Source organism: Burkholderia sp. EMB26, from assembly GCF_024730645.1.
In the GTDB taxonomy this organism is placed as follows: Bacteria; Pseudomonadota; Gammaproteobacteria; order Burkholderiales; family Burkholderiaceae; genus Burkholderia; species Burkholderia cenocepacia.
Genome location: NZ_CP078071.1, coordinates 724,762 through 739,348, shown reverse-complemented (window position 1 = coordinate 739,348; position 14,587 = coordinate 724,762). Strand labels below are relative to the sequence as shown.

General features: G+C 70.1%; 13 protein-coding genes. 8 read left to right on the top strand and 5 right to left on the bottom strand.

Going from position 1 to position 14,587, the window contains the following annotated elements; all coding sequences use genetic code 11:
* Nucleotides 1-67: 67 nt before the first annotated feature.
* From KU887_RS20165 to KU887_RS20155, 3 genes are all read right to left on the bottom strand, one after another.
* The gene (locus KU887_RS20165) at nucleotides 68-1,267 is read right to left on the bottom strand and encodes a tyrosine-type recombinase/integrase (RefSeq protein ID WP_258257536.1); all 1,200 of its coding nucleotides are present in this window, start codon (nucleotides 1,265-1,267) and stop codon (nucleotides 68-70) included.
* A gap of 93 nt (nucleotides 1,268-1,360) precedes the next feature.
* Entirely contained in the window at nucleotides 1,361-2,116 is a 756-nt protein-coding gene (locus KU887_RS20160; protein WP_258257532.1) for an SDR family NAD(P)-dependent oxidoreductase, read from the bottom strand.
* A gap of 111 nt (nucleotides 2,117-2,227) precedes the next feature.
* Nucleotides 2,228-3,403 (bottom strand): LuxR family transcriptional regulator, encoded by a 1,176-nt coding sequence (locus KU887_RS20155; RefSeq protein ID WP_006483696.1) that lies wholly within the window; start codon nucleotides 3,401-3,403, stop codon nucleotides 2,228-2,230.
* 222 nt (nucleotides 3,404-3,625) lie between these two features.
* Here KU887_RS20155 and KU887_RS20150 point away from each other — a divergent pair, with 222 nt between their 5' ends.
* Nucleotides 3,626-4,006, top strand: coding sequence for a DUF4377 domain-containing protein (locus KU887_RS20150; RefSeq protein ID WP_048988163.1), 381 nt, complete (start codon nucleotides 3,626-3,628; stop codon nucleotides 4,004-4,006).
* Nucleotides 4,007-4,015: 9 nt separating this feature from the next.
* Here the strand turns inward: KU887_RS20150 and KU887_RS20145 are convergent, their stop codons facing one another.
* Complete coding sequence (locus KU887_RS20145; RefSeq protein WP_058903598.1) at nucleotides 4,016-5,404, bottom strand: DHA2 family efflux MFS transporter permease subunit; 1,389 nt, start codon at nucleotides 5,402-5,404, stop codon at nucleotides 4,016-4,018.
* A gap of 157 nt (nucleotides 5,405-5,561) precedes the next feature.
* Between KU887_RS20145 and KU887_RS20140 the strand changes: the two genes are divergently transcribed.
* A complete protein-coding gene (locus tag KU887_RS20140) occupies nucleotides 5,562-6,422 on the top strand; it encodes a LysR family transcriptional regulator (RefSeq protein WP_006483122.1) in 861 nt (286 codons plus the stop codon).
* Nucleotides 6,423-6,482: 60 nt separating this feature from the next.
* Here the strand turns inward: KU887_RS20140 and KU887_RS20135 are convergent, their stop codons facing one another.
* Complete coding sequence (locus KU887_RS20135) at nucleotides 6,483-6,833, bottom strand: VOC family protein (RefSeq protein ID WP_006483121.1); 351 nt, start codon at nucleotides 6,831-6,833, stop codon at nucleotides 6,483-6,485.
* 260 nt (nucleotides 6,834-7,093) lie between these two features.
* Between KU887_RS20135 and KU887_RS20130 the strand changes: the two genes are divergently transcribed.
* From KU887_RS20130 to KU887_RS20105, 6 genes are all read left to right on the top strand, one after another.
* On the top strand, nucleotides 7,094-8,233 hold the full coding sequence (locus tag KU887_RS20130; protein ID WP_006493091.1) for an LLM class flavin-dependent oxidoreductase: 1,140 nt from the start codon (nucleotides 7,094-7,096) through the stop codon (nucleotides 8,231-8,233).
* Between the two features lie 163 nt (nucleotides 8,234-8,396).
* A complete protein-coding gene (locus KU887_RS20125) occupies nucleotides 8,397-9,590 on the top strand; it encodes an acyl-CoA dehydrogenase family protein (protein WP_059720819.1) in 1,194 nt (397 codons plus the stop codon).
* Between the two features lie 10 nt (nucleotides 9,591-9,600).
* Nucleotides 9,601-11,361 (top strand): FAD-dependent oxidoreductase, encoded by a 1,761-nt coding sequence (locus KU887_RS20120; protein ID WP_048988167.1) that lies wholly within the window; start codon nucleotides 9,601-9,603, stop codon nucleotides 11,359-11,361.
* Complete coding sequence (locus KU887_RS20115) at nucleotides 11,358-11,876, top strand: flavin reductase family protein (RefSeq protein ID WP_006483126.1); 519 nt, start codon at nucleotides 11,358-11,360, stop codon at nucleotides 11,874-11,876. Before KU887_RS20120 ends, KU887_RS20115 begins: the two co-directional genes overlap by 4 nt.
* Nucleotides 11,877-11,891: 15 nt before the next feature.
* Complete coding sequence (locus tag KU887_RS20110) at nucleotides 11,892-12,941, top strand: ferredoxin--NADP reductase (RefSeq protein WP_258257520.1); 1,050 nt, start codon at nucleotides 11,892-11,894, stop codon at nucleotides 12,939-12,941.
* Nucleotides 12,942-12,979: 38 nt separating this feature from the next.
* Nucleotides 12,980-14,566 carry a FadD3 family acyl-CoA ligase gene (locus tag KU887_RS20105; protein WP_309138184.1) on the top strand — a complete coding sequence of 529 codons (1,587 nt, stop codon included), beginning with the start codon at nucleotides 12,980-12,982 and terminating at the stop codon, nucleotides 14,564-14,566.
* Nucleotides 14,567-14,587: the final 21 nt, after the last annotated feature.

The following is a 14,587-nucleotide window of genomic DNA, read 5'->3' as shown; positions in this document are numbered from 1 at the left end:
GGGAAGTGCCGCAGCCACGGCGGATCTCGGCGGGATCGACCTCGTCCGTCGAGCGGCGCAACGCAGTCTAGTCCCACCCGATCCGGTGCTTCGCTTGCGTCTCGCGATGGCGCCAGTCGTCGTCCGCGTGAAGATACTGGCTCGTCGTCGTGAGCGACACATGGCCGAGGTTGTCGCGCACGAGCCGCAGATCGACGCGGCCGTCGGCCATGTGCGAGCCCGCGCTGTGACGCAGCCAGTGCGCGGACGCCTGTTCGAGCACGCGCGCCGCTTGCTCGCCGGCTTCGCCGTTCGCGCGCAGCCGGTCGGCCGCGTGCCGGAACACCTGCTTCACGATCCGGTGCAGCGCCGCACGCGTGAGCGGCTTGCGCGCCTGGCCGACCGGCAGCACGAGCGGCGTCGGCTCGCCGTCGACCGGCAGCGCGGGCAGGCCGTGCGCACGCCGGTAGCGCGCCAGCTCGGTCATCATCTCGTCGGTGGCCGGCACGAGCCGCTGCCGGCCGCCTTTGCCCGTCACGTCGAGCCACCAGCGTTCGTGCCCGTCCGCATCGCGGCGGCAGAAGAACCGGCCCATCGTCGTATCGGCCGCTTCGGTGATGCGCAGCCCGCCGAGATACAGCAACGTGAACAGCCAGCGCGCGCGATCCGCATGGAAGCGGGCGCGCGCATCGTCGCGCGGCATCGCGGCGATCGCATCCTTCACCGCTTGCCACAGCGGCTGCCCGAGATGGCGCGTGACGCGCGGCGCGGGCCGGCGCTGCCGCTGCCGCGACAACGCGAGCGGATTGCCGGCCAGATAGCCGGCCTGCACGAGCCACGAGAACATCACGTTCAGGATCACCAGCGCCTGCCGCTGGCTGGCTGCCGACAGCGGCCCGTAAAACGGCCGCCAGCGCGGATCGTCGCGCGGATGCTTGCGGCCGCCGTTCGCGCACCACAGCTCGGCCGGCGCGGGCGCGAGCAGGAATTGCCGGTACACGACGAGATCCTCGTGCGTGAGCGACGACAGCGGCTTGCCGCATGCGATCACGGCCCACAGCAGCAGGCGCTCGGCTTCCTTGCGGTAGTTCTGGAACGTGGTCGGCGTATCGACGAAGCGCGCGAGCCAGGCGCGCACGGCGTCGAGGTCATGGGTCGCGGCGATCTGCGGATGCGCGCTGCCCGAGCGGTTGGTGCCCGTGCGTCCGTCGAGCGCGGCCGGCACGGCCAGCGTATCGATCGGCAGCGGGCGCAGCGCGGTGTCGTTGGACGAAGCGGATGAGGTCATGCGAAGGAAACGCGCTGCGCGAACCGCGCGGGCGTGGCCGGGCGGACGAAGGCAGCGCGCCAAAGCGTATCGGGAAGCGCCGATGGTACACGATCACCACACGGTGAAGCCGCCGTCGACGGCGATCGTCTGGCCGGTCACGAAGCGTGCGGCGGGCGAGCACAGCCACATCACCGTTTCCGCGACGTCGCGCGGCTCGCCGAGCCGTGCCATCGGCGTGGCCTGCATCAGCCGCGCCATGTCGTCGCGGTTGTCCGGCCGGTCGGTGATCGCCGTGTTCGCGATGCCGCCGGGGCACACGGCGTTCACGCGAATGCCGCGGCTCGCATAGTCGATCGCCACCGCTTTCGTGAGGCCGACGACATCGCTTTTCGACGCCGAATACGCGGCGAGCCCGGGGCCGCTGACGAGCCCCATGATCGACGACGTGTTGACGATCGCGCCGCCGCCCGATTGCAGCATGTGCCGGCATTCGTGCCGGATGCACAGCCACACGCCTTTCAGGTTGACCGCGATCGTGCGGTCCCATTCGTCCTCGTCGAATTCGGCGGCCGGTGCGCCGCGCGGCGCGATGCCCGCGTTGTTGAACGCGAGGTCGAGGCGGCCGAAGGTGTCGACCGTCATGTCGATCGCATGGCGCACGTCGGCGTCGTGCGACACGTCGGTGCGCAGCACGATCGCCTTCGCGCCGAGGCGCTCGATCTCGTGCGCGGTGTCTTCCGCGGCCGCCACGGCGGTGTCCAGCAGCGCGACCTGCGCGCCGGCTTCGGCGAAGCACAGCGCGGCCTGGCGTCCGATGCCGGTCGCCGCGCCGGTCACGACGGCGACTTGTCCTGCGAAGCGTTCCATTCCTGTCTCCTGAAGCGCGGGTCGGACGGACAGGTTAGGCGGGCTGCGCCGATGCTTCGACGTTGAAACGGACTAGGCGGATTCGGCGGTGGCGGCATTGCGGCGAACGCTTCACCCCAGCGACAGCACGCTGTTCAACAACAGCCGCACCAGCGTCGCCTGCCGCGTGACACCCGTCTTCGAAAAGATCGCACGCAGATGCGAGCGCGCGGTGTTCTTGCTGATCGCCAGCTCGTCGGCCGCTTCCTCGAGCGTCTGTCCGTTGACGAGCGCGAGCGCCAGCGCGGTCTCGGCCGGCGTCAGGTCGAACAGCTTGCGCACGATCTCGTGCGACGCCTGCGACTTGCGCTCGGCATCGCGGATGAAGATCGCGCACGCCGGCCGGCGCGGATTGTCCTCCGACCACTCGCTGAGCGGCACCGCGCGGATCAGCACGCCGAGCCGCGGCTTGCCGGACGGGCGCGGCACCGCGATCGCGTGCGCGACCGACGGCGTGCTGCCCGTGCGTTCCGCGAGCACCTGGCGGATCAGCTTCTGCAGCTTGCGGTCCTCCAGCGGATACGACGCTTCGAGCGCGCCGCCGCGCACGCGCAGGCCGTCGCATTCGGCGAAGATCTCGTCGGCGACGGAATTGGTCTTCATGATCGCGCCGCGCTCGTCGAGGATCGCGGTGCCGACGAGCATGCGGTCGATCGTGCTCGCATACAGCGTGCGCTCGGATTCGACCATCCCGAACTTCGCGTGCAGCCGCACCGCGCGCTTCAGGTGCGGCAGCAGCGCGTTGCACACGGCCTTGTCGGTCGCCGAGAATGCGTGGTCGCGATGTGAACGGCACACGCGAAAGCGGCACTCGACGCCGTCGTGCGTGCGCAGGTCGGCGCCCATCAGATGGCCGACGTCGAGCGGCTTCAGGAATTCGGCATACATCGCGCTGTTGCGCCAGACGCCGGCGCCGAGCAACTCGTCGACCGTGACGACGCGATCGGTCGGCAGGTTCACGAACGGGTCGAGCGCGTAGTAGTAGCTGTTGTACGACGCGACGCCCGGCAGCGGCGCGCTGTTTTCCGACGCATTGATCATCAGCCCCGCATGGCCGCTGGCGGGCCAGCGCAGGATCATCGTCGCGTAGTTCGCGTGCAGGTGCACGCGGATCTGTTCGAGCGCGCCGCCCCACGGGACGTCCTCGAGCGGGCCTTCGTAGATCTTCGTGAGCAAGGCGTCGAACTGCTCGAGCGTCAGTTTCGACTGGGCAAGATGCGGCGGCAGGGCCGCGGTCGCCGTGGTCATTCGGGTTGTCTCCTGTTGCGGCCGCCGGGTCGCGATGCGCTCGGCGTGCACGTGCGGACCGCCGGCGGCTGCGCAGAGCGGAACCGGAACACGGTAACGTATCGGCGCGCGCGCGACATCCCATAAATGAGGGTGGTCGAACCGGTTTTGTAAGGTATTTGTGAACTTTCGCGCCGGGCGGCTCGTCTAATCGGCCCTCCAACGCTCCCAGAGGAACATCAGATGATTCGCCCCTCCCGAACGCTGCTTGGCGCGGCCATCCTTGCCGGCAGCACGCTCCTCGCCGGATGCCAGACCGATGCGGCGGCGACCGCGCCGGCCGCGGCCCGCCCGGCCGACGGCAAGCCCGTGACCCGGACCGTCTACGTCGCGCCGCAGTCCGCCCGCTGCACGGGCGTCGCGCCGATGGAGTGCCTGCAGGTGCGCGGCAGCCCGGGCGAGCCGTGGAGCCTGTGGTACGCGGGTATCGAAGGCTTTGCGTACCAGCCCGGCTACCTGTACACGCTCGAAGTCGACGAATATCGCGTCGCGCAGCCGCCGGCCGACGGTTCGTCGATCCGCTGGGTGCTCAAGCGCGTCGTCGAGCGCCGCCCGGTGAACTGACGGCCGCGATCACGCGGAAGGGCGCGCCGCCGCATGGGCCGGCGGCGCGGCCGTATCGATCCGCCGGAACACGACGGACGACAGCAGCGTCACGGCGCCCATGCACGCGAACGACAGCATGAACCCGTGCGCCATCGAGCCGCGATAGGCGGCGAACAGGTTGACGAGCCCGCCGCCGATCGAGACGCCCAGACCCATCGCGAGCATCTGCATCATCGTGAACAGGCTGTTGCCGCTGCCGGCGTCGGCATGCGACAGCCCCTTGAGCGTCACGCCGTTCATCGCCGCGAACTGCATCGAATTCGCCGCGCCGAACACGATCAGCAGCACGCCTTCCAGCACCGGCGCGGGCCGCGCCGACACCAGCGCGAACCCCGCGATCGCGCAGCCGACGATCCCCGTATTCACGACCAGAAACGTCGCATAGCCGAAGCGCTTCACGAGCGGCGCGATCCACCGTTTCGCGACGACGCCCGCGATCGCGGCCGGCAGCATCATCAGCCCCGACTGCAGCGGCGTATAGCCGAGCTGCACCTGCATCAACAGCGGCAGCATGAACGGCACCGAACTCGTGCCGATCCGGCACAGCAGGTTGCCGAGCAGCCCGGACCCGAAGTTCGGCTCGCGGAACAGCCCGAGCCGGAACAGCGGCTGCGCGCGTCGCCGCGCGTGCGGCAGGTACGCGAGCGCGCTTGCCAGCCCGAGCACCGCGAGCGCGGCCGCCCACGCCGCGCGGTGCGCGGACATCGGCGGGTCGATCGCGAGCGACAGCGCGATCATCGCGGCCGACAGCAGCGCGCAGCCGACGAAGTCGAACGGCGGCGGCTGCGTCGCCTGGTCGTGCGGCAGGTAGCGCTGCACGGCGATGAAGCCGACCACGCCGACCGGCACGTTGACGATGAACACCCAGTGCCACGAAATCGCCTGCGTGAGCCAGCCGCCGAGCGTCGGCCCGACGATCGGGCCGAGCTGGCCGGCGATCGACACGAACGCGATCGCCGCGACGTACTGTTCGCCCGGCACGCGACGCAGCACGGCAAGCCGCCCGATCGGCAGCAGCATCGAGCCGCCGATGCCCTGCACGGCGCGCGCGACGACCAACTGGCCGAGCGTATGCGACGCCGCGCAGCCGATCGACGCGAGCACGAACACGAGGATCGCGACCGAGAACACGCGGCGCGTGCCGAACCGGTCGGCGAGCCAGCCGGACGCCGGCGTGAGCATCGCCATCGTCAGCGTGTAGACGACCACGACGGGCTGCATCGCGAGCGGCGACGCCTGCAGGCTTTGGGCGATCGACGGCAGCGCGGTGTTGACGATCGTCGTGTCGAGCGACTGCATGAAGAACGCAGCGGCGACGATCCAGAGCAGCGCGGAGTGTGTGGGTTCCCGGGACATGGCGAAATCGGTGGGGCGAAAGTCCGGCGGGCGGCGCCGCTGCGCGGTCGCGCGGCGCGTGCCGGACGTCGAGCGCTCGATGGTACCGATTCCGCTGGTCATCGGGAAGCCGCCTCAAGGCATTGACTGTCATCGGAAATGACGATGACAATGCGGGATGCTCAATCCCGTCTGGCTCAAGACGTTCGCGACCGTCACGAACTGCCGCAGCTTCACCGAAGCGGGCCGGCAGCTCGGGCTCAACCAGTCGAGCGTCAGCGAACACATCCGTCGCCTCGAAGAGAGCGTCGGCCGCCGGCTGTTCGTGCGCGATACCCATTCGATCGCGATGACGGCCGACGGCGAGGCGCTGCTCGTGCACGCGAACGTGATCCTGCAGGCGCTGAACCGCGCCGAATCGCAATTTCGCAAGCCGCGGCTGCAGGGGCGCGTGCGGCTCGGCGCGTCGGACGATCTCGCGCTCGTCGCGCTGCCGGAGGTGCTGGCCGGGTTCCGCGCCGCGCATCCCGATGTCGCGCTGGAAATCACCACCGGCATGACGAGCCGGCTCTACGCACTGATGGACGCGGGCGCGCTCGACCTGATGATCGGCAAGCGGCGGCTCGGCGAACGGCGCGGCACGCCGCTGCTGCGCGCGCGGCTCGAATGGGTCGCGCGGCCGGGCACCGTCGTCGATCTGGAGCGCCCGCTGCCGCTCGTGCTGGTGGCCGAGCCGAGCGTTACGCGCGCGGTGGTGCTGAACGCGCTCGCGGAAAAGGGCATCGGCTGGGAAGTCGTGTGTTCGAGCAGCAGCCAGCCGGGCTGCATCGCGGCCGCGCGCGCGGGGCTCGGGCTGACCGCGACGTCGCAGTACCTGTCCGCGCGCGGGCTGGCGCCACCCGTGAACGGCGACGGGTTGCCCGCGCTGCCCGACGTCGAATTCATCGCGCTGGCCGCGAAGCGGCTCAGCCAGCCGGCCGGCACATTGCTCGAACTGCTGGAAACCAGCGATCTGCGCGCGTCGGGCGCGGACGCGTGACGCCGGCTACGCCCGCGCGGCATCCGGTGCGCGCGCATCCGGCGGCCGCGCCGCGCATCGTCATGCCGACCGTTTCTGCGAAATCACCAGCAACGCGCCGTTCCTGTCCTCCAGCACCGCGCGGTATTCGTGCGGTCCGGCCTGCACGGGCACGCGCACCGATGCGCCGGCCTTCACGACCCGCGCCATCGCCGCATACAGGTCGTCGTCCTCGTCGACGCGCAGCGTGAGTGCCGCGCGTTCGACGATCTGCTCGTCGCCCGCGACCAGCGCGATCGTCAGCGGGCCGCCGTCGAGCGCGCAATAACGGTCGCCGTCGCGAAACTTCACGTTCAGGCCGAGCCCGTCGACGAACAGCGGCAACGCCGTGTCGATGTCGTCGACCGGATACAGCAGCATCGATACCTTCATCCCGGTTCTCCCTTGTCTTGATGTGGGCGGCGTGCAGTGCGCCGTCGTCCGATGCTAGCGCGCCGCTCGCGCGCTCACGCAGTCCGATCGGATGACCGTGAAACCCCTCTGTCCCCGCGGGCGTCCGGCTACTCCGAACAGATGATGCCCGCGCCAGCCGGCGCGCCGACACTCCCATTCGTGGACCGTCGCTATTCGTCCGTATCGTGCGGGCGGCCTGCGCGACCCCGATTCGTCCAACAGACATGGAGACGCACGCAATGAAGTTTTCCCTCATCTACGAAGCCCAGACCACCGACGCGTCGCGCGAGGGCGACCACCGGGTGTTCAAGGAAACGGTCGAACAGGCGCTGCTCGCCGAGCAGGTCGGTTTCGACACGATCTGGTGCGTGGAACACACGTCGCTGACCAACTATGCGCACATGAGCGCGCCGGAAACCTTCCTCGCGTACCTGGCCGGCCGCACGACGCGCATCGGCCTCGGCCACGGCGTCGTGTGCCTGCCGCCGGCGATGAATCACCCGATCAAGGTGGCCGAGCGGGTCGCGCTGCTCGACATCCTGTCGGGTGGCCGCGTGCATTTCGGCGTCGGCAAGGGCGGCAGCCAGCAGGAAGCCGGCGCGTTCGGCTACGACCTCGACGCGCTGCAGCCGATGATCGACGAATCGATGTACCTCGTGCCGAAGATGTTCGTGCAGGACGAGATCGAGCACGATGGCCAGTACATCAAGATTCCGAAGCGCCCGATCCACCCGAAGCCGTTCCAGGACCCGCACCCGCCGATGTACCTCGCATGCACCAACACCGACGCGCTGCTGCGCGCCGGCCAGCGCGGGATGGGCGCGCTGGTGCTCGGCTTCGGCGGCCCCGACGAAGTCGCGAAGAAGAACGCGGTGTACCGCGACGCATGGGCGAACCGCAAGCCGGAAGACCAGGTCGGCTTCCGCCCGACGCAGCACCTCGCCGCGCTGTGCCCGACGGTCGTGATGGCGGACGGCCAGGCGGCCCGCAAGATCGGCATCCGCGGCCAGCGCTACTTCATGGAATCGCTCGCGTACTGGTACACGGGCGGCGAGCGGCCGGACCCGGCGAAGTGGGGCGACGACCTCGTGCAGGCCGACACCGGCGAGATGGTGATTCGCTCGCGCTTCGCGTCGGAGGAAGTCGTCGTGAACTTCGCCGACCCGGCGCTCGCGATGATGAACCCGAACCACGCGTACGGCACGGTGGACGACTGCATCGGCTATGTCGGCCGCCTGCAGGCAGCCGGTGTCGACGAAGTGCTGTTCCTGTGCCAGATGGGTACGGTGCCGCACGAAGCGCAGATGGAGACGATCCGCAATATCGGCGAGCACGTGATTCCGTTCTTCAATCGCGAGAAGGAACGGGCCTGCGCGTGATGCACCGGGCCGCGCCCGTCGTCCGGTCGGACGATGCGGCGCGCTCGCGCGAAGCTGACCATCGGTGGTGGCGAGCATCGCCCGCGGCCAGGCCGCGCCGAACAACTTTGAACGGGAGCGGGGCGGGCGCCGCGGCGCCGCCCCCGTTCCACAGGAGACATTCGTGCATCGCGACAACGATTCGAACGCATTGGCCGCCACGCTGATCGCCCGGGCCGAGGCGCTGGCGCCGACGCTGGCCGGCCGCGCCGCGCACGCGCAAGCGCAGGGCCGCATCCCGGCCGAGACGATCGCCGACATGCAGGCCGCCGGCTTCTTCAAGGTGCTGCAGCCGAAGCGTTACGGCGGCTACGAGCTCGATCCGCAGACCTTCTTCGAGATCCAGATGGCGCTCGCGCGCGGCTGCATGTCGACCGCGTGGGTGTACGGCGTCGTCGGCGTGCACAACTGGCAGCTCGCGCTGTTCGACGAACGCGCGCAGCAGGACGTGTGGGGCAACGATCCGGCGACGCTGATCGCGTCGACCTACATGCCGGTCGGCCGCGTGACGCCGGTGGACGGCGGCTTCCGGCTGTCGGGCCACTGGAAGTTCTCGAGCGGCAGCGAACTGTGCGAATGGGTGTTCCTCGGCGCGCTGGTGCCGCCGGCCGAGGCCGGCCAGCCGCCCGAATACCGCACCTTCCTGCTGCCGAAAGCCGACTACCGGATCGAGCAGGACTGGGACGTGCTCGGCCTGCGCGCGACGGGCAGCCACGACATCGTCGTCGACGACGCGTTCGTGCCTGCGTACCGCACGCACAAGGCGATCGACGGGATGATGGGCACGAGCCCCGGGCTGGCGGTCAACGACGCGCCGCTGTTCAAGCTGCCGTTCGCGCAGATTTTCGTGCGTGCGGTGTGCACGTCGTGCATCGGCGCGCTGCAGGGTGCGCTCGACGATTTCACCGGCTATGCGGCGACGCGCGTGTCCGCCAACAGCGGCGCGAAGACGACCGACGATCCGGGCGCGCAGCACGCATGCGCGAACGCGGCGGTGGCGATCGACGAGATGAAGGTGCTGCTCCAGCGCAATTTCGCGGAACTGATGGCGTCGGTGACCGGCGGCCCGGCGGTGTCGATCGAGCGCCGCGTGCATTTCCGCTACCAGTCCGCGCAGGTCGCCGAACGCTGCGCGCAGGCCGCGAACGCGCTGCTGCGCTATGCGGGCGGCAACGGCATCTATCACCGCAATCCGCTGGTGCGCCGCTTCCTCGACCTGCATGCGGCCCGCGCGCACTACGCGAACAACGTGGACCGCTTCGGCCAGAACCTCGGCGCGGTGATGCTCGGCCGCGAGAACACCGATTTCTTCATCTGACGGGGCCAGGATGAACGACACGCAAGCACGGCAATACGCGTTCGACGTGGTGGTCGTCGGCTCGGGCGCGGGCGCGCTGCTCGCCGCGTGCCGCGCGGCCGACCACGGGCTGTCCGTCGTGGTGATCGAGAAGACGGCGCGGTACGGCGGCACGTCGGCGGTATCGGGCGGCGGCATCTGGGTGCCGTGCAATCACCATATCGCCGAACTCGGCGCGACCGACTCGCGCGACGCCGCGCGCCGCTATCTCGACGCGTGCACGGCCGGCGCCTCGACGCCAGACAAGCTCGATGCGTATCTCGACCGCGCGCCGGAGATGCTGCGCTATCTGGAATCGAAGACGCCCGTGCGCTATCAGGCGCTGCCGATGTATGCGGATTATTTCCAGAAGCTGCCGGGCGCGATGCCGGGGTATCGCGCGCTCGATCCGCTGCCATTCGACGGCGGGCTGCTCGGCGACGAGTTCGAGCGGCTGCGGCCGCCATCGCCCGGCACGCTGATCGGCGGGCGCGTCGCGGTGACGTCGAAGGAAGCGCATACGCTGTTCTCGCGCGGCCCCGGTTTCATGCGGCTCGCGATCGCGCAGTTCGGCCGCTACTGGCTCGATGTCGGCATGCGCCGCCGCACGCGGCGCGACCGGCGCCTGACGCTCGGCAATGCGCTGATCGGCGGGCTGCGTCGCGCACTGCTCGACCGTCACGTGCCCGTGTGGCTCGAGACGCCGATGCGCGACCTGCTCGAGGTGGACGGCCGCGTGACGGGCGTACGCGTGCAGCGCTTCGGACAGCCGGTGACGATCGCCGCGCGGCGCGGCGTGATCCTCGGCGCGGGCGGTTTCGAGCGCAACCAGCCGATGCGCGAACGTTACCTGCCGCAGCCGACCCGGACGCAGTGGAGCGCGACGCCGCCGTCCAACACGGGCGATGCGATTGCCGAAGGCCACCGGCTCGGCGGCGCGCTGGCGCTGATGGAGCACGTGTGGGGTGCGCCGACCGTCGGCGTCGCGGGCGAGGAGAAGCAGCGCGCGCTGTTCGTCGAACGCAACCTGCCGGGCTGCGTGATCGTCAACGGCCTCGGCCGGCGCTTCGTCAACGAGGCCGCGCCGTATTCCGAATTCGTGCCCGCGATGTATCGCGATCATGCGCGCACCGGCGCGAGCGTGCCGGCATGGATGGTGTTCGACGCGCGCTTTCGCCGCAAGTATCCGTGCGGGCCGATCATGCCGGCGTCGATGATGCCCGATTCGAGGATCCCGGATGCGTTTCGCGACGTGCTCGTGAAGGCCGACACGATCGACGCGCTGGCCGCGCGGATCGGCGTCGACGCGGCGGGGTTGCACGACACGCTGCGCGACATGGCGCGCTACGCGATCACCGGTGTCGACGAAGCGTTCGGCAAGGGCGACAACGCGTTCGACACGTATTACGGCGACCCGCGGAACCAGCCGAACCCGTGCCTGGGGCCGGTCGACCAGCCGCCGTTCTATGCGGTGCGGATCGACGCCGGCGACATCGGCACGAAGGGCGGGCTCGTCACCGACGCGCACGCCCGCGTGCTGCGCGCCGACGGCGAACCGATCGACGGCCTCTATGCGATCGGCAACACCAGCGCATCGATGATGGGCGCGAGCTACCCCGGCGCGGGCTCGACGCTCGGTCCGGCGATGACCTTCGGGTATCTCGCCGCCGATCACCTGGCCGCCCGCGCGGCCGACGCCGGCGGGCGGTCCGCCCGGCCATCCACGACAGAACCTGACGGAGTCCGATCATGAGCGATCTCACCCCCCATCCGCTGCGCACCGACATGCTGCTCGCGATGCGTCGCCTCGCGCGTTCGGTCACGGTCATCAGCAGCGCGCACGACGGCCGGCGCTACTCGATGTCCGCGACGGCGGTCGATTCGCTGTCGACCGATCCGCCGTCGCTGCTGATCTGCATCAACCGCACCGCGTCGCTGTATCCGCCGCTCGATGCGGGCGCGCCATTCTGCGTGAACGTGCTGTCCGCGCGCCACGAAGGCATCGCGATCGACTGCAGCGGCCGCCTGAAGGGCGAAGCGCGCTTCACGACCGGCGACTGGCACACGTCGCCGCACGGCGTGCCGTATCTGCGCGATTCGCAGGCGAGCCTCGTGTGCGAGCAGGACGGCCGCTTCGAATACGGCACGCATACGGTGTTCATCGGACGCATCCGCGAGGTGCTGATGAGCGGCGACGTCGATCCGCTCGTCTATCTCGACGGCGCCTATACGACACCCGGCGCGCCGGTGGCCCATGCGGCCGCGTGACGCAAGGAACCGGCGATGAGCGATTCACGCTTCCATCGGCTGACCGTGGCCGACGTGATTGCCGAGAGCGACGACGCGTGCTCGTTCGTGTTCGACGTGCCGGCCGCGTTGCGCGACGCGTTCGCGTACCGGCCGGGGCAGTTCCTGACGCTGAACGTGCCGTGCGCGGATGCGACCGTCGCGCGCTGCTATTCGCTGTCCAGCGCACCCGGCATCGATGCGGCGCCGAAGATCACCGTCAAGCGCGTGCGTGACGGTCGCGCATCGAACTGGCTGTGCGATCGCGTGAAGGCGGGCGACGCGCTCGACGTGCTGCCGCCGGCCGGCGTGTTCACGCCGCGCACGCTCGACGGCGATTTGCTGTTGTTCGCGGGCGGCAGCGGCATCACGCCCGTGCTGTCGATCCTGAAATCGGCGCTCGTGCACGGCCGCGGGATGCTGACGCTGATCTATGCGAATCGCGACGAGCGTGCGGTGATTTTCCGTGACGAACTGCAGCAGCTCGCGCAGCGCCATCCGGGCCGCCTGCGCGTGATGCACTGGCTCGACAGCGTGCAGGGCATTCCGCAACAGCGCCATCTCGAGGAACTCGCGCGGCCGTTCAGCCAGCAGGAGACGTTCATCTGCGGGCCCGCGCTGTTCATGGAGAACGCGCTGGCCGCGATGCTCGGCCTCGGGCTGCCGCGTGCGCGCGTGCACGTCGAGCGGTTCGCGTCGCTGCCCGATGCGCCGGCGCAGGCTGGCGGCGCGCCGGCGGACGCGGCGCCGGCAACGTCGACGTCCGGTGCAACTGCCGCGATCGAGACGGTGCTCGACGGCGACGCATTCGCGTTCGACGGCGCGCCCGGCGAAACGCTGCTCGACGCGATGCTGCGCGCGGGCGTCCCGGCGCCGAATTCGTGCCGGATGGGGCAATGCGGCGCGTGCATGTGCCGGATCGAGCGCGGCGCGGTCGCGCTCGACCGCAACCACGTGCTCGACGACGACGAGATCGCGGCCGGCTGGACGCTCGCCTGTTGCGCGCGGCCCGCGAGCGATGCGCTGCGCGTGGTGTTTCCCGACTGAGCCGTGGCGCGCCGGCGGCGCGCGCGGCAACCTGATCTATGACGATGGACAACGAAATCCTGACCACGCCCGCGCTGATCGCGCGGGCAGCCGCGCGCCACGGCGCGCATCCGGCGATCGAGTCGGAGCACGGCCGGCTGACCTACGCGGAACTCGACGCCGCGCGCATCGAAGCGGCCCGCGCGCTGCTCGCGAGCGGCATCGATCCCGGCGACCGCATCGCGGTCTGGGCGCCGAACCTGCCGCAATGGATCGTCGCGGCGCTCGCGATCCATACCGTCGGCGCGGTCCTCGTGCCGGTCAATACGCGGATGAAGGGGATGGAGGTCGGCGGCATCCTGCACGACGGCGGTGCGCGGCTGCTGTTCTGCTGCGGCACCTTCCTCGGCGAATCCTATCCGGCGATGCTCGCGCCGCATCGGCCGGCGACGCTCGAGCGCGTCGTCGTGTTCGACGGCGAACCGCCTTCGGGGGCGCACGACGAGACCTGGAACGCGTTTCTCGCGCGCGGCGCGGCGGTGCCGCTTGCCGCGGTGCGCGAACGCGAGGCGCAGGTCACGCCCGACACCGTGATGGACCTGATGTTCACCTCCGGCACGACGGGGCGCCCGAAAGGCGTGATGACCGCGCACGGCCAGAACCTGCGTGCCGCGCAGGCGTGGGCGGCGATCGCCGGCGTGCGCCCGGACGACCGTTACCTAATCGTCAATCCGTTCTTCCATACGTTCGGCTACAAGGCCGGCTGGCTCGCCGCGCTGTCGAGCGGCGCGACCGTGCTGCCGCATCTGGTGTTCCAGCCGGACGACGTGCTGCGGCGCGTCGCCGCGGACCGCGTGTCGGTGCTGCCCGGCCCGCCGACGCTGTACTACGCGCTGCTCGACGCGCCCGATCGCGCGACGCGCGATCTGTCGTCGCTGCGGATCGCGGTGACGGGGGCGGCTGCGATCGCGCCGAGCCTGATCGAGCGGATGCGCGCGGAGCTCGGTTTCGAGACGGTGCTGACCGGCTACGGGCTCACCGAGTCGTGCGGCTTCGCGACGCTGTGCCGCCAGGGCGACGATGCCGAGACGGTCGCCCGTACGTCGGGCCGGCCGATGCCGGACGTCGAGCTGCGCATCGCGGGGCCGGGCGGCGAGCCGCTCGGGCCGGACGAGACCGGCGAGATCTGGGTGCGCGGCTACAACGTGATGCACGGCTACTTCAAGCAGCCCGACGCCACGCGCGAGACCGTCGATGCGGCGGGCTGGCTGCATACGGGCGATCTCGGCTGCGTCGACGCGAACGGCAATCTGAAGATCACCGACCGTATCAAGGACATGTTCATCGTCGGCGGTTTCAACTGCTATCCGGCGGAGATCGAGCGGCTGCTCGCCGCGCATCCGGCGATCGCGCAGGTCGCGCTGGTCGGCGTGCCCGACACGCGGCTCGGCGAAGTCGGGCACGCCTATGTCGTGCTGCGGCCCGGCGCGCACGCCGATGCCGACGAACTGAACGACTGGGCGCGCCGCAACATGGCGAACTACAAGGTGCCGAGGTATTTCACGTTCGTCGCGCAATTGCCGACGAGCGCGGCCGGCAAGGTGCTGAAGTACCGGCTGCGCGCGGCGACCGAGGCGGCGGCCTGAGCGAAGAAGCCACAACCCTTA

Excerpts from the sequence above, each read along its gene's own strand:
- KU887_RS20165 (WP_258257536.1), bottom strand. The coding sequence starts at position 1,267 with ATGACCTCATCCGCTTCGTCCAACGACACCGCGCTGCGCCCGCTGCCG.
- KU887_RS20160 (WP_258257532.1), bottom strand. The coding sequence starts at position 2,116 with ATGGAACGCTTCGCAGGACAAGTCGCCGTCGTGACCGGCGCGGCGACC.
- KU887_RS20155 (WP_006483696.1), bottom strand. The coding sequence starts at position 3,403 with ATGACCACGGCGACCGCGGCCCTGCCGCCGCATCTTGCCCAGTCGAAA.
- KU887_RS20150 (WP_048988163.1), top strand. The coding sequence starts at position 3,626 with ATGATTCGCCCCTCCCGAACGCTGCTTGGCGCGGCCATCCTTGCCGGC.
- KU887_RS20145 (WP_058903598.1), bottom strand. The coding sequence starts at position 5,404 with ATGTCCCGGGAACCCACACACTCCGCGCTGCTCTGGATCGTCGCCGCT.
- KU887_RS20140 (WP_006483122.1), top strand. The coding sequence starts at position 5,562 with ATGCTCAATCCCGTCTGGCTCAAGACGTTCGCGACCGTCACGAACTGC.
- KU887_RS20135 (WP_006483121.1), bottom strand. The coding sequence starts at position 6,833 with ATGAAGGTATCGATGCTGCTGTATCCGGTCGACGACATCGACACGGCG.
- KU887_RS20130 (WP_006493091.1), top strand. The coding sequence starts at position 7,094 with ATGAAGTTTTCCCTCATCTACGAAGCCCAGACCACCGACGCGTCGCGC.
- KU887_RS20120 (WP_048988167.1), top strand. The coding sequence starts at position 9,601 with ATGAACGACACGCAAGCACGGCAATACGCGTTCGACGTGGTGGTCGTC.
- KU887_RS20115 (WP_006483126.1), top strand. The coding sequence starts at position 11,358 with ATGAGCGATCTCACCCCCCATCCGCTGCGCACCGACATGCTGCTCGCG.
- KU887_RS20110 (WP_258257520.1), top strand. The coding sequence starts at position 11,892 with ATGAGCGATTCACGCTTCCATCGGCTGACCGTGGCCGACGTGATTGCC.
- KU887_RS20105 (WP_309138184.1), top strand. The coding sequence starts at position 12,980 with ATGACGATGGACAACGAAATCCTGACCACGCCCGCGCTGATCGCGCGG.